Below are 22,295 nucleotides of genomic sequence, written 5' to 3'. Positions count from 1 at the left end.
TTAACAGTTCCCTCTAGAGTTTATAATTATATCATTTATAATATTTGCCGTATAACTTGGCAACGCATCATTATAAATATCTTTAACAAGTTCAAATGAAACTCTTTCTTTACCTTTTTCATCAAGAAATTTTCTTACACGATCTACGTTGTATTCAAAGCTATTCTTAGTACAAATCGAAATGGCTAAAGGATAATTTTTTAAGATCTTAGAGACGATGCACCCTTCGACAAAAGAGATATTGATAATTGGCTTTCCCATCGCCATATATTCAAATATTTTACTTGATATTTGCTTTCCCTCAACCTCACCTAAATTGATCAAAACATCAATATTTGGATAAACAGATAACAACTCTTTACGATCAACTTTCCCTAAGAATTGTACATTAGGAGAATTTTCACAATACTTAGAAACTTCATCGCAAGCGTTACCAAAAGCATAAATATCACATTCGATGTTATTTGTGTCAGACAGCGCATCTAGCATATTCAGCATGTAAGATGGTTCACGAACCACTTTAAACAAACCTCCAGAATATGCTAATAATAAAGCTTTATCCATTTTGTCTAGACTAATATCAGATGCCGAAGGTTGCTCCAATAAAGGGTGTTCGGTGTAAATAACTTTTTGGCTCATGGGCATGTTATTAGACACACAATCAAAGTGTTCTTTTAGAGGATGCATAGCGATAACTTTACTAGACTCTTGCAGCATATTCTTCTCTAAAGCAACATTCCATGCTTGCTTTATTTTTTTATTTAACTTTATTCTATGAAGGCTAGCACTATTAGAAAAATTATCAAATATATATGGTATTACTATTGTATCTTTATCGACAATATTTTTATATTTAATAGCTGAAAGCACCGATTCAAATGGAAAACACAGCGGTATTATAACGTCTATTTTCTTTTCTTCTTTTATTTCAACCAGTTTCCTATAATAGGATTCCAACACATCTTCATCTACTGTATGTTTCGATAAAAATATCTTAGCCAGCCTACTAGTTCTCAAATAGGTTTCGTAGTATTTTGAGTCTAAAAAGCCTAATGAATTTTTATAGTTAAATAACTTATCGTAATAGTTAGTCGTTACTCTTTCAACATTATACCCATTAAGGCGTTCACTTTTGTTGTAAGATTTGGAATTTCTAACAGAGATGACTGTCACATCATAATCATATTTTAATTCATTCACGACTTTCTCTGCACACAAACCTACAGCAGAAGGAGATGGTAAATAAGCTCCAACAATAACTACAACTTGTAATTTTTTACTACGCATTTTTCACTAAGCCTAATATATTTTTTCCGTGCACAAAAATCGTCACAAATAAAATTATAATCATAAGAAAAATTGATATATAATCATATTTAAAAAACGTGAGAAACAGAAATGAAGAGCAAATAAAGAAATCAACGAAAATGGTACTCTTACACAAATTAAGAATATCTCTGATATAATACTCTGAAAGAATAACTCGTACGGCAATTGACAGTAAGATAGATAAAACCACACCCTCAACGCTATCTAAAAATACAGATGATAGAGCAATAAAAATTACGCACAATAATATAGTTGTAATATTAGCCTTTAACATCTCTACTTCTTTTCTCAAAACCTTATAATAAGTATTTAATAATAATTGCATTTTCCCCTGTAAAACACAAATAACAAAAAGAAGATTTAGATAGTTTAATAACTCAAGGTAATCCTTCATGAAGTTAAAAACCAAAAAGTAGATTATAAAATAAAAGCAGAAGATAAATGATAAACCTATCGTATATATATTACTAATTGAAACATATATATCGCCATACTTGTTTTCATCAGCTCTTTTTATGGCTGGATATGCTACCAAACTGATCGCACTTACCGCCATTAACGCTACATTGGTCAGCATTATCCCTAGAGAATAAATCGCAAACTCCTCTAGCGTGAAGTTTCTTTCAACATAAAGTCGACCTATTGTCAGAACCAAAATGCCAATAACATTCGAGAATAATAAGTTTACTCCGATCTTGACACTATTAATATACGTAAAAAATCCGGCACTAATCTTCTCTAATCGACCGAAAAAATATTGTCGATGACTATAAAAAAGAGCAAAGACCAAAATAATTTTGCTAGCGATATCTATTAGAATTAGATTTAAGAAACTTAGAAGATTACATGCTAGAATTAAGATCAACATTAAAACAAATGACACCTTATCAACTAACATATAATAACTGAATTTTTTAATTTGATTCGTAACTTGAAATATTACTGAATAATATGCAATGACAGATAGTAGTAGTATATTTGGCAAAACAGCATATAGAGCGATTTCTTTGTTTTTATCAAATTCACTACATCCAATAAACAACGCAATAATGAATATCGTAATAAAGCCAGAGAACATATAAAATATTAAACTTGTTCGTATAAGTTTAAAATCTATATCACTTTCATTGTAAGCACCATATTTTAAGTATATTCCGTCATTATATCCATAAGTAAAGAAGCCTATGAAACTTAGATATAGGACATATACTTGCCAAGTGCCGAAATCGGTAACGCCTAGGTATACAGGAATAACTGATGCTCGAAGAACGCCTAAAAACAAACCAATACCTTGGGAAGATACCGCATATATTAGGTTTTTCACTACACTATTGAGCACTTAATAATACCTTATTCATTTTGGCTTTTGATAAAGTCAACAAGCCTTTCAGCGCTACTACCAGATAAGTTTGAATGAAAAAACTTCCTAGGTACAGTAAAGTCTGTGAATTCAGTTGATGATAACGACTTCATTAGACCATCAAAACTAGTTGTTATTTCTCCTGGAAATGAACTCTCAAAATCGAATATAAAAGAACGTTCATTATCCAAATATTCATTAAGATCATAGCAAAAGCCAATCAATCTTCCTTTTGATCTCAATGTGTAGTCAACCCAAGCGCTCGAATAATCTGTAATTAGGACATCTGCGCTTCTAAGTATTACTTGTATATCTATTTCTAGTTTATTAGCATCTAAAATAAATTCGTTCTCTACTACGACACGTCCCTTCATCAAAGGATGACCAGCATACAAAAGAACTGAGTTGGTAGTTGATAAAAAATCACTTAGCTTTTGGTATTCCAGATCTGAAAAATTTCGAGAGGAATCTCCATTTCGCCATGTTGGAGCATACAAAATGGCTCTTCTGCCTCTTAGTATTGAGTGTAACTCATCAATTTCATCTCTAACATACTGCGGTAATTCGTCTTTTTTGAGAGAAATAATGTCATTTCTTGCTAAACCGAAAGTATAACAATTTGGGAGTTTGAGGTGATAAAATGAACATGCAGCTAAAGCATCAACATTAGATGATACTATATGTTCAGGTATATAGTATCCAACTGGGAATAGTTGCCTGCTAAAGTGCTCGCTTGCATATCCACTTCTCTTGTAATGTATGCCGTGGTTTAAATGGATACAGCGCCTATTGAATGGAAATAAAGGGATTAAAAACTCTAAAGGGCCATGATGAAAGAAAACCCATTTAGCACATAGCAGTAAATGGATACCTTTTAACGAGTATATGTATATTTCGTTGTCCTCTTTGCTTCCCTTGTTTGCTGTTAAGATATAAGGTTCTACATTGTCACTGCCTTTTAGACGCATTTCTCCCATAAATGCAGACAAATATTTTGCGTTCCCTCCCCAAAGGTTTTCGTCTAATTTTGAGAAAATAGCAATATCTTTTCTTTTTGGAAAAAAGATAGCTATTAATGAAAGGGGAAGAAGCAAAATTCTAGCTATTTTTTTCATCTACAAGCCTTTCTACAAGAATTAATCTAAAAAAATAAAGCATAAAAACAGAAACAACTATAAGTGGTACTATAGTTGTTAAACCTGCTCGAGGTAAAAATAAAAGGGTAGGTGCAAGAGAAAGAAATATATACCTTATACTTCTTTTCTTTGAATATTCAATTTTATTAATTAACCAACCAAACCCAAAGAAGCCAGAAATCATTAGGATTAGATTCCCACGAAAGATATGATAAACATCGGAAAAAATTGTCCACCCAAACCCCATACCAGCGTCGTAAGCTTCTTGACTCCAAGATCTTGTCAAAAAATGACCAGGATAAAATTCATACGTAGGAATGCCCGGACTAAAAATAGAGTAAACAACTTTTATAAATGGGATTGTAGAGTTCAAAATAGAGGACAAAGGTAAATCGATTTCCTTTGAAATTGCGTAAACATAAAATGATGTACCTTGATTGTATAAAAAATTACCTATAGATGATATTAATGATATATCGCTAAAAGACATATCTAGCCTGACAAAGAAAATTACCTGAGATAATAAGATAAGACTCAAGGCAATCAAAATCACTTTCGTAAACTTTACGCCTTTATGCTCTGAATGCAAATATATAAAGAAAACGATAAGCGCAAATAACCCGCCCCTCTGACCTAGAAATAGAAAAACAAGCCCTTTGATTAATAAAATAAAAATAAATATTTTGTTAATGAACTTATTCCCATTGTAAACATAATTATATGCAAACAAAGAATATGTCAACAATGACATGTAGTTATATAACTTATAAGAAAAAGTCGGCGATTGAGCCATTTGTGTAAAGTATTTATATAACCCTAAATAGCCTTCTACGGAAACATAGGAAAATAAACTATGCATATTTATAGCAAATACACTAATGTATATCAGTGCAAACGCCATCATAACAAAAAAATAACTATCTTTTTTGACTGAATGAGGGGGGGAGTAATTTATTAAATTAGATTTACGATCAACATTACATAAATAGTAAGCTAAGCTAAATGTACTTATTAATATCAAAATCTCCAACAATGATGCTGAATATAGTTGTCTGCCTATATCGCCCTCGACAATAAACCCAAAATAAGTAGGTATAACATCATAGTCTACTAGATAGATCGACACCGGGCGAGCTAGCTGAAACAAATATGTCATTGATACGAGGAGAAAACCGAACCCCAACTTCATGTTACCTTTATAAGTAAGCATCGCATTCAAGAGAAATGATAACACTATAAAAATAAAGTAGAGAAGATCACTATAATAACCAAATGATAACAATGTAAAATATGAAGCAATGTACATACACAACATAAATATCGACATTGATGTCATTGAGGTTTTCTTTGTAGAATCACTGAGCAGCATATCGCCTATCACTTGTTGGATTCATCTATGCTTCCAATCAATAAGATCACTTTCTTAAAGCAAATTTAATTAGAATCAACATAACACTAAAAAGTGCACCAAATAAAAAACCAAGAACAACAATTAGTGAGCGTTTTGGTTCACTTTTCAGTTCAGGCACTACAGCAGGATCTACTGTTTTGAACACAAATTCTTCTTGTACTTCTGCAAGCATTAAACTTTTCGTTTGTTCTTCAATCAGTTTATAAAAAGTGCTCTGCATATCAGCAACCGACGTTTTTTGAAGTTGTGTATTTAAATATGCTAGATTTTGAGAAGTTTCTGAAATTGTACGCTCACGCATAACATCATTGATATCCTGGATTAACCAGTTAACCCATTGTTTTGCTACATATGGCGAATAATGCTTTATTGACAAAGTATATAAACCAGAGTCTTTATCTCGTGTTATATTAAAAATATCTCGTTTAAAAACCTCAAAGGCCTCTTGTGCCGTAGGTTTTGGCCCCCTAAGCCCCTTTGGCTCTCTGACCCACTTTTTTTCGGTTGTATTATACTTTTCGACATCTAATATCAGCGTATTGGCAGCAACGTCCCAGCCTTTACTCGCCATTAAGGGAACTAATAAATCATGCTTATTAATAAATAATTCAACAAACTGACGAGACTTCATAACTTGAACAGCCAAGTCAGTTTGCGATGACTCACCACCACCGAGATTAACTCCAGCTAAAGCAGCTAGGCCCCCTAGCTGGCTAGACATTTTAGACAACCCACCATTGCCTGAACTTTCTGCTGGTGCAAGTAATGCATCGGATTTGTAGATATTAGGTAGACTTAAGGCATATATTACTGAAGCAATAGAGAAAAAAAAAGTTGTAGCAATTATTATCCATTTACCTTTCCAAAGAGTTTTAAGCAACTCATTCAGATCAAACTCATCAGTGAAATTTATTTTGTTATTAGGTTCCATTAATTAATCCTAGTGTCTTCTCTCGAACCATTGATTAACTATAAATAATTAATTTACAATTAATTATTTTCAATATGAAGAGTTAAAAGTTCATATATTTTTCAGATAATATTTTGTAGGCTCATTCGTAAGAATCATAATTAGGGGCTACATAATATTAACTAGCCCCTTTGTATTAATTTTATTTCAAAGCATTAATCGCAACACCAGTTTGGTACAAGATCTGCGTTGCAGCTGTCCAGGTACTTAATGCATCACGGTAATCGGTATCAATTGGCACAACGATAGTATCGCCAGCTTTTAATCCCTCTTGGTTATTCCCAAACCAATAACCAGAAGAAGGCTTGTAAACAGATCCGTCTGCACGCACAACAAAAATACGATCTTCGTCTGCTTGCTTTTTAGCACCACCCGCTTTGTTTAGGTAATCGTCCACATCGAGTTTGTTGTCTAACAAATAAGTAATTGGAACCTGAACTTCGCCCATGATTGATACCGTATTTCGGAAGGTAGGAACAAAGAGGAAGTCTCCATCCTCGAGCATAAAGTCTGCTGAACGTTCGCCATCAAGAATACGGTTGAGCTGTACGACCATACGACCCAGAGCCTTACTTTTGCTTGCTTCTTCAACAAAAGTTAGGGTTTTCTGAGGGTCGGTAATTACTGAGCCAATATTGCTGTCAGCCCTGAATGTTTTCTTCGCAGTTTCTGCACGCATATCTGCCGCATATTGGTTCAGTAGCTTCTGCTCTTGTAGACGTAAAGCTTCACGAGTAAATATTGCACCTTGAGGGTGTGCAAATTCGGTCAATCCTCCTGCACGCTCCAAAAGCTCACTCAATGTCTCCCCCTGACGGGTCGTGTAAGTTCCTGGGAAGCGAACTTCACCTTGTAAAGTGACTGTGCTTTGTAGCTTCACATTTGGCTTTTCGAGGATGTTCAAACGATCTCGGCCTACGATAATTGCATCGTCTGAAGCATTGCCTTGGATTGCTTTACGCAAATCAATACGTTCAACATCAATGTATGCACGTTCATCTGCACTGTTAATCGCGGTTCGTGCTAGTTCTGCATTGATTGTGAATGCGTTGTAAGTCAAACCACCAGCAGCTTCAATCAGCGTTGATACCGTCATTCTTGGTGTAATTGGGTAGCGACCTGGGTGCTTCACTTCACCAAATACTTCAGCAATTTGAGGGGCTAAACCTAAACGAGACTGTTGCTGGAGCTGCAGCAATACGGGTGCAAGTAAAGTGCGACGAGTATTCTGCTTCAGCTTTTCAAAGTCTTCCTCTGTAATCTCTTTACCGCGGAAAATGATTTTTCTTTCTTCTTTTTCTTGCTGGTTCCAGCCAACATGATTCTGTTGGTTATTAAAATTAGTTTGTTGCTGATTATTGCTAGTCATCGCATTGTTGCCTGCGATTACCGAACCTGCTGGGTTATTAACCATTGCAACCGACGAGCTCATCTGCTGCTGTTCTTTCTGTTGCTCCATCTCCGCTTGTTTTTGGGCTTGCTCGAGTGTTTTCGCTTTTGTAATTTCTTCATCGTTAGCGAGTGTATCTAAATCTTCGTTATTGAAACGGTTGAAGACTAGAACTCGGTCACGAGAACGCAGAGACATATTGTCTTTGCTGTTAGGAGATAAAATCGCATTCGCGAGATTGATCTGAAATACTTCGATATCACGTTGAGTATTTACTTCTCGAACAACAACGGCGTAGTTAACATCAGCAGTCGCATTGAATGCGGCGTCAACAGATTTAAACAAATCAGCAATACGTAGATTTTGATGCCATTCTACATACCCAGGGTGTCTGACATCCCCTTCAATTTGAACATATCGAGTAAGCTCTTCGCTTTTTTTCAAGACATTAATAGCATCGCCATTTTTTACTTTGCTTTGCTTATCTTGACTCTTACTAAAATCGAGAGTGACCGCTTCACGAGTCCCATGCGTTGCATAACGTTTGATTTCTAACTGTTCTTTATACGCATTGGCAGTAAAACCACCTGCTATTTGAATAAGTTGTTGGTAAGTTTCACCCGGCTTAACCTCGTAGATTGCAGGACGGTTAATCTCGCCTTCTATAGACACAGTATCTTTAACAGAGCCGATTAAAACAACATCATCTGGAAGTAAGCGCACATCATCACTCGCATCACCTTTTAGTAACAGATCATACATGTCCAACTTACGAATAATTTTTCCGTCACGTTTTAGCTGAACATCACGTAGTGCTCCACTTTCACCAAAGCCACCGCTGTAGTAGATAGCCTGTGATATTGTCGTTAATGCGCTAACCGTGTACGCGCCTGGCTTATATGCATCCCCCATGACAAATACTTGCATGGTGCGTAATTCACCTAATGAGATATCACTGCGAACACCTATCATTTGCTCTTTTACACGTTGTGTTAGAGAGTCTCTAACATCGGAAAAGTGCATACCGGCAACATTTACCGGCCCAAGAGAAGGAAAGTTGATTGTTCCTGCACGATTTACACGTAAGCGATGTGTTTCGTTCTCCTTACCAAACAACTGCACGATGATTTCATCACCTGCACCAACAGTGTAATTCGCTGGAACTGGAACATCACTGATCGGAGCAAAGGTACTTGGAGAGCCGGCAAAAAGTTCAAGGCCAAAGCGTTGTAATTCATCATCCTCTTTCTTGGCATCCCATATTTTTTCTAGTTCAGTAGAACTCGCCCCACTTAGTTGAGGGCGAGATTGCATGATTTGCGGATTGGAGTATGACGTAGACTGGGAGGATGAACCTGAAGGGATACTAAAGCCATACTTACTCGCCAGTGCTTGCTGCTGGTCTGCCGGTAAGTTCTGAAACATTTTTATTTGCTCTGGAGTAGGTGTTTGCGCAGTCGAGTAAGACGCAAACATGCTTGCCAAGACACAAACGGCAATGGAGAGATATCCTTTAAACATGATATGCCACTATAATAATTGAATAAAAGGCCCTAGCGCTCAAATTTGAGCTCTAGGTATTTAAATTAGAATCTGTGCTGGAAACCCAGTGTAATCGAGTTAAGGCGAACTTGGTCTTCTGAAACATTATCAACGAACTCAAACACAACTGCACTTTGCTTGTTCAAAGCGTAATGCATACCTAACCCAAAACTGAATCCTTGTTCTTTGTAAGATCCTACATTTTGTAGGTCAAGTTGAACGCTCGAGTACCCTGCTAAACCGTAAAGTGCAACTCGCTCTGAAACAGGCATATTTAGCTTAAAGAAGCCACTCATCGCACTATCAACGGCAAGCCCACTATCACGCTGAACTGATGTTCCATAGCGTCCTTCTAAACCAATATAATCGTTAAAAAAGTACCCTGCTTGTGCACTTAGAAGGAAAGGGCTTCCCTCTTTAACGGACTCAGAAGGTGAGCTTTTCAATTCGGCATTTGAGTAACTGACTAAAGCACCAGCGTAAAAATCTGCAGATGCTGAAAAAGAACTCAGGCTTAAGCCCAGTACACTAAGTATTCCTAAACAATGCTGTTTTCTTATCACGTAAAAGTTCCTAGTACTGGTAATAATGAGTGCTACGGACTTAAACATACGCCTCGAAGACTCACTAATTATTGATTTTTTGGCACGCTACCGCCCGGCGGCGTTGAGCGTTAGCCACTGTATCGCTTTCTTTATATTAAAACGCCTAGCTCCCTCCAAACACTTTAGCCATACTGAGGAAGCAGGCCGCCAAATTATGCACGCTTGATGGTTTATCAGCAAGTAAGGGAATAAGATAACCGCGCTATGTCACGTTGGTGTTAGAAATGAGATCGAAAGCCATGGCAAAATAAGAAACTATTTACATGCTAAGGTTTTTTTATCTAAAATATACTTTGGAGCATTTTTTATGCTACCAAACATCGATGTTTTTATACCGGATATACAAGGATTAATAATGAAGAATACAGCTCTAGCTATTCTTATGGCTCTAAGCGCATCAACTGCATTTGCAGCAGAAGAAGCAGGTTCGGCAGAAGCAGCTTCTGCATCTGCAACAGGCACAACAGCTGTAGCAGTAGGTGCAGCAGCAGCAGTAACTGTAGTAGCAGTTGCAGCGTCAGATAGCGATTCAACATCTACTTCAACATCTACTTCTACTTCTACTTCTACTAACTAATTCCGTTTTGTAGATAGAAGACAATCGCCCTGAATGATTCAGGGCGATTTTATTTGTAAGAGGGAATAATGAACATCTTCAGAACGTCCAAATGGATACAACCACTTCTCACTCTTCCGCTACTAGGTTTACTCTTTGGCTGCACACAGAAATTCAATGATGTTTCAGCAACCGTCCAAGAAGCTTACGGTAACTACATTGATGTAGACATGACACCAGAAGAAATCAATGCCGTTCCTTATGCCAGTGCCTATTTAAAACTTGGGAATCAAAAACAGGTATTTGTTGTTTTAGCTTTTGCAGAGCGAAATCCTCTCAATGGAAAAATACAACTGAAATGGGTAAGTGCTGACAACGCTATGGTCGTTACTGAAAACGGGCATATTGTCAAAACGATTGGTCTACAGAGTGGGGACTTAGCGGGCGTTTACGGTGACGTTCCAGATTATTCTTTAGACTCAACCGATGTCAACTACGCACTCTCATACGATTGGGCAACACAATACCGTTATGGTTTTCCAGCAAATGTAACTCGTTCTTACTCAGGCCAAGAAACATTAACAACACCTATATCCAATACGATGACCGACGTATATAAAGAAGTTGTTGAGTTTAGCAGCCTTTCTCAATCGGTCGAAAACTACTATTGGATCAATGAACAAGGTCAAGTTGTTAAAACCATACAACATCTAGGGCCAAACATGATCCCGGTCGAGTTAACCATTTTGAAGGGGTACAGCAAATCATGAGCAAGCGACTACTAACATTACTCGGTTTGGTCATGCCGCTTTTGAGCACTCCTAGCTTCGCTCAAACAGATACCTCTGCTATGCAACCATTAAATGTTGAATTGCTAGAAGTAGGCAAACAGCTACAATTCCAAGGGCCGGCTCGTCTAGAAAATGTGTTAGCACTAGCTAAGGAGCAAAGTGTCTCTCTGCAATACTCTCTTGGTACCACTTTGTTTGATAAATCGGAACGCGCCGAGAAAACCTCTACCGCTTTGAAAAACTCAGTGCTCAATCAAATGATTCAACACAATTTGGTTACACACCCACTCTACAAATTCATTAAAAATCAAAATTTTGCTCCACGCTTACTGTCTGCGATCGATGTTGATAAAATTCGACTAAATAAATTCGACAACCCACTGTTGCGCGGCGATTACCTGCTCGCCAGCCCTCTACGCGAAGAAAAGGTGTATTACTTAGGAAACCTGGATAGCGTGTATTCCGTTAAGGCGCAAGCAGGCATACCTTTGCAAAGACAAATAGAGAATTTGAAAAGTAGCATTGGTGCGTTATCAACACCGCCAGTGTTGATCTACCCAGATGGTCATGTAGTTGAGCCGCATCATGGAGCTTGGTTAACAACACAATATTACTTACCACCTCTGACATTGGTATATGTCCCATTTGGTGAGCTTGAATACTCCGAAATGGACCAAGATATTGTCCGCCTACTCACTCAACTAATACCAAATGCTACGAAGAGACCATAATGATGCCAATTAGAAAAAGCTTAACTCTTTCTTTAATGGGCCCAGCATTGGTTTGGGCTCAAGAGATGCCGTTTGAGGCGCCCCCTTTACGACCATCCCAAACAGACTTCGGTGGTGTTGGTTTAATGCAAATGCCAACTGGACGTATGGCTCCTGAAGGTGAATTCAACTTTTCTGTTACCGGTAGTGATGAGTACCTCTTTTACAATGTCACTCTGCAACTCATGCCTTGGCTAGAAACAACCATTCGTTATACTTCTGTTCGAGATTTGCTTTATAGTAGCGACCCAAGTTTCTCTGGTGATACCAACTTTACAGATAAAGGCATCGATTTCAAAATTCGTTTATTGAACGAATCCGAATATCTTCCAGAGCTTTCTGTTGGAGTGAGAGACTTTGCTGGTACTGGCCTATTTGACGGTGAATACGTAGCAGCGACCAAACGGTATTCCAATCCAAACTTAGGTACTTTTGATTTTACTTTGGGTATGGGTTGGGGCTCGCTAGGTACTCGTGACAATATTTCTAATCCGGCTTGTAAATTATCAGATCGATTTTGTGAACGTCCTTCCGACTTTTTAGAGACAGGTGGCACAACCAACTTTGACCGCGTGTTTAAAGGACCTGCGGCATTGTTTGGTGGTGTTGAATATCAGACATTACATGCCCCTCTTCGCTTCAAGATTGAGTACGACAGTAACGATTACAGCGAAGAATTCCCTGTAGTGAGTGGTGGCGTAGACATGAAACCACACACACCATGGAACGTTGGCGTTCTCTACCGTCTAGGCATGGCCGATTTCCGTTTGAGCTATGAACGCGGAGACACTTTGGTCGCAGGTTTAACGCTAAACACTAACTTCAATGACATGCCATCATTCTGGCGAGATGAGCCTACACCAGAAGTCGAAGATAACCAACCAGAAGAACTGTCTGATGTTGACTGGGAACGTGTAACGGAAGATTTAGACAAAATTGCGGGTTACCAAAACACACGCATTTATGTTGATAACAACACCGTAACTGTCGTTGGTGAGCAAAAGAAATATCGTGACCGTACAGAGGCGCATGAAAAAGCGGCGGCTGTACTTCATAATGAAATGCCTGACGATATTGATATCTATGCTATCAATGAACGTAGCCGAGGCTTAGTCGGCGAACAAACGATTATTTCCAAGGAGAAATATCGCGACTTTGCCCAAGTTAATTACATCAACCCCAAAATAGAAGACGCAACCGCAAAAGCTAGCAATAAGCCAAGTGGAGAATCTGTCTATGATGGTTTTGAACGTTTTGATTGGGGTTTTGCACCGAAGCTTGTTCAAACTCTCGGTAACGCAGAAGACTTCTACCTCTTTAGTGTAGGACTAAGCGGTAATGCCTCATACTGGCTGACGGACAACCTTGAAATTGGCGGCTCGTTATACTGGGATTGGTATAACAACTACGATAAGTTTAACTATGTCACTCCACCTGATGGTACTACCGTTCCTCGTGTTCGCACCATGTTCCGAGCTTACCAAAATGAACATGCTGTAACCATGTCAAACCTACAATTGACTTGGTTCCAAGAGTATTCCAATACGATGGACCAGCAATTCTACGCGGGTTATCTGGAGAGCATGTTTGCCGGAGTAGGTACCGAGTTTCTTTACCGACCACAAGGAGCTAACTGGGCGATTGGCGCTGACGTCAACTTAATTTCTCAACGTGATCCACAAAGTTACTTCGGTGTTTACGATGAGAAATGGCAAAACGTGCCAGAATATGGACGTCCGTTCCAAGTTATTGATAAAGGATTCACTGGTTTTGTATCTGGTTACTATTACCCTCAATGGGAATTCCTACAAGATTTGATGATCCAAGTCGATGTTGGTCAGTTCCTAGCTGGTGATGTTGGTACACAAATCAATGTTTCTAAGCAGTTCAAGAGTGGCGTAATTGCTGGCGCCTTTGCCTCATTTACAGACTTGTCTGCGGACGAATTTGGTGAAGGTAGCTTTACTAAAGGTTTCTACTTGTCGATTCCGTTTGACATCATGACCGTTAAGCCAAGTAACAATCGTGCGAACTTTAGTTGGCAGCCTCTTACTCGTGACGGAGGGCAGAAGCTCGGCCGCAAATACAGCTTAATTGAGTTAACCGACGAACGAAATCCTTGGTACCAAAGACCTAACCGTTCGGATGTGGAATAATAAAGTAATCAAGGGAGCTGCGGCTCCCTTTTCATATCCAGATACTGAGTCATAGAAGACTAAAACCTATCTTCCTGCTTCCAATAGCGCTACTTTTCGTTTCTTGCTAGAATTCCTGAGAAAATTTTAATCTATGGTGGAAGTTCTATGATCATCGTAACTGGTGGCGCTGGCATGATCGGCAGCAACATTGTTAAAGCACTAAACGAAGCTGGTATTAACGATATCCTGGTTGTCGACAACCTAAAAAATGGCAAAAAGTTTAAGAACTTAGTTGATCTGGACATCACAGATTACATGGATCGTGACGACTTTCTGACCCAAATTATGGCGGGCGATGATTTTGGTCCGATTGAGGCAATTTTCCATGAAGGTGCTTGTTCTGCAACGACTGAGTGGGACGGCAAGTACATGATGCTAAACAACTATGAGTACTCAAAAGAGTTGCTTCATTACTGTCTAGATCGTGAAATTCCATTCCTTTACGCCTCTTCAGCAGCCACTTACGGCGATACAGATACTTTCGTTGAAGAACGCGAATACGAAGGCGCACTGAATGTATACGGTTACTCGAAACAGCAGTTTGATAACTACGTTCGTCGTCTATGGCAAGACGCTGAAGAACATGGTGAGACCCTTTCTCAAATCACCGGCTTCCGCTACTTCAACGTATATGGCCCACGTGAAGACCACAAAGGTAGCATGGCATCAGTTGCGTTCCACCTCAACAACCAACTTAACGCAGGTGAAAATCCTAAATTGTTCGCGGGCAGCGAATCATTCAAACGCGACTTCGTTTACGTTGGTGATGTATGTAAAGTTAACCTGTGGTTCTTAGAAAACGGCGTATCAGGCATTTTTAACTGTGGTACTGGCCGTGCTGAATCTTTTGAAGAGGTAGCAAAAGCAGTTATCAAGCATCATGGCAAAGGCCAAATTGAAACCATCCCATTCCCTGAGCACCTAAAAGGCGCTTACCAAGAATTCACACAAGCGGATCTGACCAAACTGCGCACCGCAGGCTGTGATGTTGAATTCAAGACAGTTGCAGAAGGCGTTGCCGAATACTTGACTATCCAAAACAGTTAAGCACCACAAGGTGGTAGAACCATAACCTGCCACCTTTACTCAAGTGCAATAGCCTGTATCATTCCTAACTATCTTTTTTCTCATTTAAACCACTTCGCCCGTACACGAATAGGTAACTAGACACGCCATGACCATTAAACGTGATGACTTCGACCCTAAAGCATATAACCCTGAGTTTAAGCGCCACTTTCTGTCGCCTAAGTACTGGGGCACGTGGTTAGGTGTTCTCTTATTTTTACCTTTATCATTAATGCCACTGGGTTTACAAAAGTGGTTGGCGAAAACCATTGCCAAAAAACTGTCTAAATCCCACAAAGGGCCAGCTCACCGAGCGAGGGTTAACTTTGAGCTGTGTTTTCCAGAAAAGTCGTTCCAAGAACGTGAAGCTTTGATAGAAAAAACACTCTACACAGCGGCCATGTTCTTTTTTCGCTTCGGGTTACTAAGTTTACGCTCACCAAAGTGGCTTCAGAACCGTTGCCAAATTCGCGGCCTAGACATTTTACGACAGCACATTGATAACAACGAAAATGTGATTTTAATGGTTCCCCACTCTTGGGCAATTGATGTGCCTGCTATCTTGCTCGCTTCAATGGGAATGCCAGTTTCTGCAATGGCGAAGAAACAAAAGAATGATGTTGCTGACTGGCTGATGCACAAGCAAAGAGTTCAATACGGTGGTCGTGTTTATGAACGCTCAGGTGGCATTAAGCCTTTTCTGAAATCCATTCGAGATGGCTATGTGGGGTATTATCTACCCGATCAAGATCACGGCCCAGAGCATAGTGTGTTTGTAGATTTTTTTGCAACACGTAAAGCAACGCTACCTGGTTTAGGCAAAATTGCGAAACTATCACGCTCAAAAGTACTGCCTCTATTTGCGTCGATGAACACTGAAGATGGTACGTTTGATATTGAGATTTTACCAGCGTTTGAGCTGGATAAAGGCGAAGAGCAAGACGCTCGTACCTGTAATGAAGCCATTGAATATTTTGTCGGTGATAAACCCGAACAATATATGTGGGTACTACAGTTGCTGCACTCTCAAGAAGACGGCAATAACTATTACAATTTGTTTAAACCAAGATATAACAGCGACTGGAAAGTGCAGTGAAAGTATTTGTCGTAAGCTTGGCTCGATCGCTAGATCGCCGAGAACGTATTGAAGAAAAGTTAAAACAACAAGGCATTACGTTTGAATTTTTTGATGCAGTAGATGGCTCTGTTGACCGTTTTCTTCATTCAGAAAAAAGTCGTCCTACCATTACTCTACGCCGCAAAGGGTATCAATTAAAAACCAGTGAAGTCGCCTGTTTTGCAAGCCATTACGAGTTGTGGGTTCGCTGTGTTGAGCTTGATGAACCGATCGTCATCTTAGAAGACAACGTCGACCCCGTAGAAGGGCTGAAGCAAGCACTCGAACATACCCTTCCATTGACTTCTAATTATGACTACATCAAGTTGTCTGCCACTCAGAAGCGTGTATTCACCCCAATCGTACCTATTGATGATAATCATTTGCTAGGGGGATACTCAGCAGGCACTTGTGGTACCACCGCTTATATCGTCACACCTAAAGCAGCCTCAAAGTTTGTTATGCATGCTCAAAAGTTTATTGAACCAGTCGATGACTACATGGAAAAACCATGGAGACATGGTGTTCAAGTTTACAGCGTGTCTCCAGATCTCTTTACTAGAGCAGAGATTGCTTCGACGATTGGTGGTAAAAGAAAAGATAAATCCAAAATGACTCTTGCGAATAAAATATACGCTGAACTTTTTAGAACTTATGAGTCAATTTTGAAATTCCTATACTGGAAAAACAAAGCATGAAGATTTTAGTCATTGGCCCTGCGTGGGTCGGCGATATGGTAATGTCGCAATCGTTATATATTGTATTAAAGCAACGCCATCCAGATAGCCAAATTGACGTGATCGCTCCAGGATGGTGTAAACCGATTCTTGAGCGTATGCCAGAAATCCACCAAGCGATTGAAATGCCTATCGGTCATGGTGAGTTTAACTTATTAGGCCGCAGGGAAATTGGTAAATCATTACGTGAAAAGCAATATGACCACGCCTATATCTTGCCTAAATCAGCGAAATCAGCACTGATCCCATGGTTTGCCAACATTCCTCTTCGTACTGGCTGGAAAGGAGAAATGCGCTATGGTTTATTGAATGACTTACGCCCTAACATGAAGTCTTTTCAGTACATGGTAGAGCGCTATGTAGCGTTAGCTTATCCAAAAGCAGAAATGGTGGATTCTAACTCTCTTGGCGGGCTTGAAACCTTACCTCGCCCACGCCTCGCAATCAACGAAGCAGAGCAAAAAGCCACGATCCAAAAATTCAACTTAACGCAAGACCAACCAATCATTGGACTGTGCCCAGGAGCAGAGTTTGGTCCTGCAAAAAAATGGCCCGAAACACACTACGCTGAAGTTGCGACGCAAATGGCTCGATCTGGGCATCAAATTTGGTTGTTTGGTTCTCAAAAGGACTTAGAGACTTGTAACAATATCCGCGCACTTGTCCCGACGCAATTCCATAAGAACATTCATGTTCTAGCAGGACAAACCAGCTTAATTGAAGCGGTCGATCTACTTGCTGCATGCAAGACAGTTGTCGCGAATGACTCAGGCTTAATGCATGTGGCAGCTGCGGTTGGTTGCAATGTTGTTGCCGTGTATGGCTCAACTTCACCGAAGTACACCCCCCCACTCGCAGAAAAAGTGGAGATTGTTCATACCGATATTGATTGTCGCCCTTGTTTCCAGCGTGAATGTCAATACAAACACCTTAAGTGCTTGACAGAACTTTCGCCTAAGCAAGTGCTAAATAGCATCCAAAAACTTGACGCCATTACGATAAGCTCATGTTAGTTCGTATTGTTTATACCTTACTACTCGCTCTAGCGTCACCGCTGCTTTTATTTGGTTTGTACAAGAGCAAACCAAATAAGCCTCAGTTTGGCTCTCGCTGGAAAGAGCACTTTGGTATCACTCCCAAGCTAAAAAGCAACGACAAACCTATTTGGATACATGCCGTATCTGTTGGTGAAAGCATAGCAGCAACACCTTTAATTAAAGCCCTTAAGAAACAAAACCCCGAACAATCTATTCTAGTGACTACAACAACAAGTACCGGAGCTGAACAGATTACTAAGTTGGGTGATTTAATTGAACACCGCTATATGCCAATTGACTTTGGTTTTGCTATCAAAAGTTTTCTTAAAGCAGTACAACCAAAACAAATGTTGATCATCGAGACTGAGCTGTGGCCAAACACGCTTCACAATGTTCACAAAGCGGGTATCCCTATAACTGTCGTGAATGCGCGCCTATCTGAAAAATCGTGTGAGAACTACGCCAAAATACAGCGGCTTTTTAACCAGCTTCATCCATGCCTAACTCAAGTACTCTGCCAAACGGATTCAGATGCAGAGCGCTTCGAACGCTTAGGCGTTGAGAAAAAGAAACTATCCGTTACTGGCTCGATTAAGTTCGATATTCAAATATCAGAGCAAGTGAAACAGCAAGGACAGCAGCTTCGAGCCCAACTTGGAAACGCTCGTCCGATTTGGATTGCAGCTAGCACCCACAAAGGCGAGGACGAACAGGTATTAGATGCACATAGACAAGTTTTAAAATCTCATCCAAATGCTTTACTCGTTTTGGTTCCTCGCCATCCAGAACGATTTGATGATGTATTCACGCTTTGCCAACAGCAATGCTTTAACACTGTGCGTCGCACTTCAACGCATGCAGTAGAGACGAATACTCAAGTCTACCTCGGCGATACTATGGGTGAGATGCTAACGTTGATGGGCGCAGCGGACATCTGCTTTATGGGTGGAAGCCTAATTGGAGATAAGGTTGGTGGGCACAATGTGCTAGAGCCTGCCATGTTAGAAAAAGTCATCATTACTGGCCCCAGCTATTTCAACTTTAAGGAGATTGTTGAAAACTTACTAGCTGTGGATGGTATCTTAATTGTGCCAGACTCAACGACCCTTGCCCTAAGGACTACAGAGATCATTTCTCAACAAGATAAATATTTACTCCGAGCTTTGCATGCTAATAAATGGGCCTCATCCAATCAAGGCGCTCTAAACCGAACAATGAGCTTACTCCCCCAAAATGATAAGTAATAACTTAATAATTAGTTTGATAAATACCTCACTTTTACTATTAAGCTTGTATGTTTTACTTTACTAAGCACTTTACCTGTTTAACTTAAAAAGAATATCCATTATGCAAAAAATTTTAGACTGTACTCTTCGCGATGGTGGCTACTATAACCACTGGGACTTTTCACCAGAAGTCGTTGACGCTTACCTCACTGCAGTTGCAAAAGCTAAAATTGATTATGTTGAATTAGGGCTTCGTAATTATCCTAAATCTGTTTACAGTGGTCCATTTGCTTATACGACTGAAGAGTTTCTAAACACGCTACACCTACCGAAAGGTCCGACATATGGCGTAATGGTTGACGCAAAAACGTTGCTAGATGCGAATAAACCTGTTGAAGCAGCCATCAACGATCTTTTTGTACCGGCACAAGAGAGTAAAGTGGATCTCGTTCGTATCGCGGCACATTTCAATGAAGCAGAGCAATGTGAAAGCATGATTAAAGCTTTCAAAGAAATGGGGTATATCGTTGGCCTAAATCTGATGCAAGCGGGCGGAAAACCATCCCAAGTTATTGCGGAAAAGGTACAGGCGGTAGCAAAAGCAAACCCTGACGTTATCTATTTTGCTGACTCTCTCGGTAATATGGATGGTGCAGAAGTCACTCGCATTGCCGAAATTGTAAAGCAAAACTGGGATGGCGACATTGGTATCCACACCCATAACAACATGGGTCAAGCAATGTCCAATACGATGACAGCTCGTTCGAATGGTGTTACATGGTTGGATGTGACCGTTACCGGAATGGGACGAGGCGCTGGGAATGCCCAGACCGAAAACCTGCTCGCCGAACTTGATGGACTAGATAAATACTTGCCAACAGCAATATATGAACTAGTTATTCGCCATTTTGAGCCAATGCAAAGAAGATATGGTTGGGGCTCAAGCCTTCTATATTACTTGGGGGCCAAAAACGATATTCACCCAACTTATATCCAGAATATGCTTTCTAATCCTAATTACGGAACAGAAGAAATTGTTGGTGCTATCGAGCATTTAAAAAAGCTAGAAGGTACGACAAGCTATAATGGTGATGTCTTAGAAGAAGCGCTTACTGTAGGGAAAATAAGCCAACCGACTGAAAGCCAATCAGATCTATCAGGTATCTTTTCAGGAAAAGAAGTCTTACTGGTCACTAATACGCCCAATACGGCAACACATAGAGTCGCGATCGAGACATATATTAAGACTCGAAAGCCTATTGTAATTGGCATCAATACAAAGCATGAGATTAACACTGAGCTTTTTGATTACTTTGCTGTATCTCATAACTCTAAATACTTGTCAGAAAGCAGCCACTATTCTGAGGTAGCCAAGCCCGTCTTTTTACCAAAGAACCGCTTTGACGAAGACGAGCTAAATAAATTTAGTAATATTGCGATGATTGATTACAGTAGCACTATAGAGAAGGATACTCTCTCCGCTCATAAAAACTACTGCACACTACCGTATGACAATACCGCGGCATATGCGTTATGTATTGCTTTTATAGGTCAAGCGCAGAAGATATCTCTCGTTGGTTTTGATGGTTATGATGTGACTGACCGACGCCAAATGGAAATGAATGAGATCTTTAGCATGGTTAGTCAGCAGTTTGGAAGTACACCAATTCAAGCGTTAACCCCTACCACTTATCCAATAAAAGCAGGGTCTATTTATGCACCCACTATTTGATGGCTATGATACTGTTATTTTTGACTGTGATGGTGTCATCCTAGACTCAAATAACCTTAAAATTGATGCCATGCGTAATGCTTTACGCATGGCCCAAGTATCAGAGCTTGAAATAGACAATTGTTGCAATTATTTCAAAGCTAATTTTGGCAAATCGCGTTTTCATCATGTGAGTTACTTTGTTGAACATTTCATCACAAATGCAGATGAAGCATTGTACGGACGTATACTAAACTGCTACTCAAAGCAGTGTGAAGAGCTATACATGGAAGCTCAACTGACGCCTAATTTTATTGCAGCAATTACAGATTGCCCAGCCAAACTCTATGTAGCGAGTGGATCTGCTCAAGACGAATTACGAGAAGTATTTGTTAAAAGAGAGCTGGCGCAATATTTTACGTTAATTCTAGGATCACCTACCGCGAAAGCAGATAACGTTGCAACCATCCTAAAGGAGTCTTCAGGCGCGGCTCTAATGATCGGTGACGCATTATCAGACTTTCACGCAGCCAAAGAGAATAATATTGATTTTCTTGGCTATCTTCCTTTTTCAAATGTAAAAGAAGAGCTTGAAAGCTTATCAAAAAGTGAAGGTTTCAATATTCTAAGGAGTTGGTAAGCATGAGTGTCCATGTCTTTTTACCATGCCGAAAAGGCAGTGAACGTATCCCAAACAAAAATACCAAAGACTTTGCTGGTGTAAAAGGTGGGTTGCTAAAAATCAAACTGGATCAGTTAATCAATATAAATGATCTGGATTCGATAGTCGTATCTTCAAACGATGACGTTGTTCTAGAGTTTGCTTCAACATATAAAGATTCTCGCATACGAATAGATGAACGCCCAGAGCACCTAGGGGCAAGTTCAACAAGCACTGATGATCTTATTAGATATGTTCCTTCGATTATTACTACGGGTCACGTACTTTGGACTCATGTAACCTCACCATTCTTAGACGAGTCAGGTTATAGCGCTATTATCAAACAGTATAATCAAGCACTCACGGAAGGTTATGATTCATTAATGACGGTCAAAGAACTACGTGGGTTTATTTGGAATAAAGACAGACCGATTAGCTACGATCGTAATATAGAAAAATGGCCTAGAACTCAGACAATTGAACCTCTTTATGAAATCGATAGCTCAGTCTTTTTAAATAGTGTAGAAAACTACAAAAAGCTAAATGATCGAATTGGACTAAAGCCTTCGATGTACATACAGGATGCAGAGAGCTCAATTGATATAGATTGGCCAGAGGACTTTACTTTCGCTGAATCTATGTGGTTACAGAAAAATAAATGATCATCGGTAAATAGACATTAC

19 protein-coding genes are annotated in these 22,295 nt (G+C 39.6%); 12 read left to right on the top strand and 7 right to left on the bottom strand.

Translation table 11 applies throughout. The features are described from left to right. The 7 genes from L3V37_RS09340 to L3V37_RS09310 form a co-directional block, all read right to left on the bottom strand. Entirely contained in the window at positions 1-1,287 is a 1,287-nt protein-coding gene (locus L3V37_RS09340) for a glycosyltransferase (RefSeq protein ID WP_237306215.1), read from the bottom strand. Further along, complete coding sequence (locus L3V37_RS09335) at positions 1,280-2,668, bottom strand: oligosaccharide flippase family protein (protein ID WP_237306214.1); 1,389 nt, start codon at positions 2,666-2,668, stop codon at positions 1,280-1,282. The genes L3V37_RS09340 and L3V37_RS09335 overlap by 8 nt, the downstream gene beginning before the upstream one ends. 11 nt (positions 2,669-2,679) lie before the next feature. Next, positions 2,680-3,804 carry a CDP-glycerol glycerophosphotransferase family protein gene (locus L3V37_RS09330; protein WP_237306213.1) on the bottom strand — a complete coding sequence of 375 codons (1,125 nt, stop codon included), beginning with the start codon at positions 3,802-3,804 and terminating at the stop codon, positions 2,680-2,682. Then, on the bottom strand, positions 3,788-5,131 hold the full coding sequence (locus tag L3V37_RS09325; protein WP_237306248.1) for an O-antigen polymerase: 1,344 nt from the start codon (positions 5,129-5,131) through the stop codon (positions 3,788-3,790). Before L3V37_RS09325 ends, L3V37_RS09330 begins: the two co-directional genes overlap by 17 nt. 109 nt (positions 5,132-5,240) lie before the next feature. Continuing rightward, complete coding sequence (locus L3V37_RS09320; RefSeq protein ID WP_237306212.1) at positions 5,241-6,167, bottom strand: Wzz/FepE/Etk N-terminal domain-containing protein; 927 nt, start codon at positions 6,165-6,167, stop codon at positions 5,241-5,243. A 181-nt stretch (positions 6,168-6,348) separates the two neighbouring features. Next, a complete protein-coding gene (locus L3V37_RS09315; RefSeq protein WP_237306211.1) occupies positions 6,349-9,117 on the bottom strand; it encodes an SLBB domain-containing protein in 2,769 nt (922 codons plus the stop codon). A gap of 65 nt (positions 9,118-9,182) precedes the next feature. After that, positions 9,183-9,701, bottom strand: a complete 519-nt coding sequence (locus L3V37_RS09310; RefSeq protein WP_165401602.1) for a porin family protein — start codon at positions 9,699-9,701, stop codon at positions 9,183-9,185. Between the two features lie 397 nt (positions 9,702-10,098). Here L3V37_RS09310 and L3V37_RS09305 point away from each other — a divergent pair, with 397 nt between their 5' ends. The 12 genes from L3V37_RS09305 to L3V37_RS09250 all read left to right on the top strand — a co-directional run bounded on the left by L3V37_RS09305 (position 10,099) and on the right by L3V37_RS09250 (position 22,274). Beyond that, complete coding sequence (locus L3V37_RS09305; RefSeq protein ID WP_130544833.1) at positions 10,099-10,320, top strand: hypothetical protein; 222 nt, start codon at positions 10,099-10,101, stop codon at positions 10,318-10,320. A 68-nt stretch (positions 10,321-10,388) separates the two neighbouring features. After that, complete coding sequence (locus L3V37_RS09300) at positions 10,389-11,069, top strand: YjbF family lipoprotein (protein WP_130544834.1); 681 nt, start codon at positions 10,389-10,391, stop codon at positions 11,067-11,069. After that, positions 11,066-11,821 (top strand): capsule biosynthesis GfcC family protein, encoded by a 756-nt coding sequence (locus L3V37_RS09295; RefSeq protein WP_237306210.1) that lies wholly within the window; start codon positions 11,066-11,068, stop codon positions 11,819-11,821. The genes L3V37_RS09300 and L3V37_RS09295 overlap by 4 nt, the downstream gene beginning before the upstream one ends. Continuing rightward, positions 11,821-14,016: a YjbH domain-containing protein gene (locus L3V37_RS09290; RefSeq protein ID WP_237306209.1), complete on the top strand. Its 2,196-nt coding sequence runs from the start codon at positions 11,821-11,823 to the stop codon at positions 14,014-14,016. The genes L3V37_RS09295 and L3V37_RS09290 overlap by 1 nt, the downstream gene beginning before the upstream one ends. Positions 14,017-14,163: 147 nt before the next feature. Continuing rightward, on the top strand, positions 14,164-15,105 hold the full coding sequence (gene rfaD / locus L3V37_RS09285; protein ID WP_017634969.1) for an ADP-glyceromanno-heptose 6-epimerase: 942 nt from the start codon (positions 14,164-14,166) through the stop codon (positions 15,103-15,105). A 127-nt stretch (positions 15,106-15,232) separates the two neighbouring features. Beyond that, positions 15,233-16,219, top strand: coding sequence for a lauroyl-Kdo(2)-lipid IV(A) myristoyltransferase (gene lpxM / locus L3V37_RS09280; RefSeq protein ID WP_086459295.1), 987 nt, complete (start codon positions 15,233-15,235; stop codon positions 16,217-16,219). Continuing rightward, positions 16,216-16,938: a glycosyltransferase family 25 protein gene (locus tag L3V37_RS09275; protein ID WP_237306208.1), complete on the top strand. Its 723-nt coding sequence runs from the start codon at positions 16,216-16,218 to the stop codon at positions 16,936-16,938. Before lpxM ends, L3V37_RS09275 begins: the two co-directional genes overlap by 4 nt. Further along, positions 16,935-17,990 (top strand): lipopolysaccharide heptosyltransferase II, encoded by a 1,056-nt coding sequence (gene waaF, locus L3V37_RS09270; protein ID WP_237306207.1) that lies wholly within the window; start codon positions 16,935-16,937, stop codon positions 17,988-17,990. Before L3V37_RS09275 ends, waaF begins: the two co-directional genes overlap by 4 nt. After that, positions 17,984-19,258, top strand: a complete 1,275-nt coding sequence (waaA, locus tag L3V37_RS09265) for a lipid IV(A) 3-deoxy-D-manno-octulosonic acid transferase (RefSeq protein ID WP_237306206.1) — start codon at positions 17,984-17,986, stop codon at positions 19,256-19,258. The genes waaF and waaA overlap by 7 nt, the downstream gene beginning before the upstream one ends. Positions 19,259-19,361: 103 nt before the next feature. Beyond that, complete coding sequence (locus tag L3V37_RS09260) at positions 19,362-20,972, top strand: aldolase catalytic domain-containing protein (RefSeq protein ID WP_237306205.1); 1,611 nt, start codon at positions 19,362-19,364, stop codon at positions 20,970-20,972. Continuing rightward, positions 20,956-21,591 carry an HAD family hydrolase gene (locus L3V37_RS09255; protein WP_237306204.1) on the top strand — a complete coding sequence of 212 codons (636 nt, stop codon included), beginning with the start codon at positions 20,956-20,958 and terminating at the stop codon, positions 21,589-21,591. The genes L3V37_RS09260 and L3V37_RS09255 overlap by 17 nt, the downstream gene beginning before the upstream one ends. Positions 21,592-21,593: 2 nt before the next feature. Beyond that, positions 21,594-22,274 carry an acylneuraminate cytidylyltransferase family protein gene (locus L3V37_RS09250; protein WP_237306203.1) on the top strand — a complete coding sequence of 227 codons (681 nt, stop codon included), beginning with the start codon at positions 21,594-21,596 and terminating at the stop codon, positions 22,272-22,274. Positions 22,275-22,295: the final 21 nt, after the last annotated feature.

Source organism: Vibrio sp. D54, assembly GCF_021728075.1.
GTDB lineage: Bacteria > Pseudomonadota > Gammaproteobacteria > Enterobacterales > Vibrionaceae > Vibrio > Vibrio alginolyticus.
This window is presented reverse-complemented; position numbering and strand designations above follow the sequence as displayed.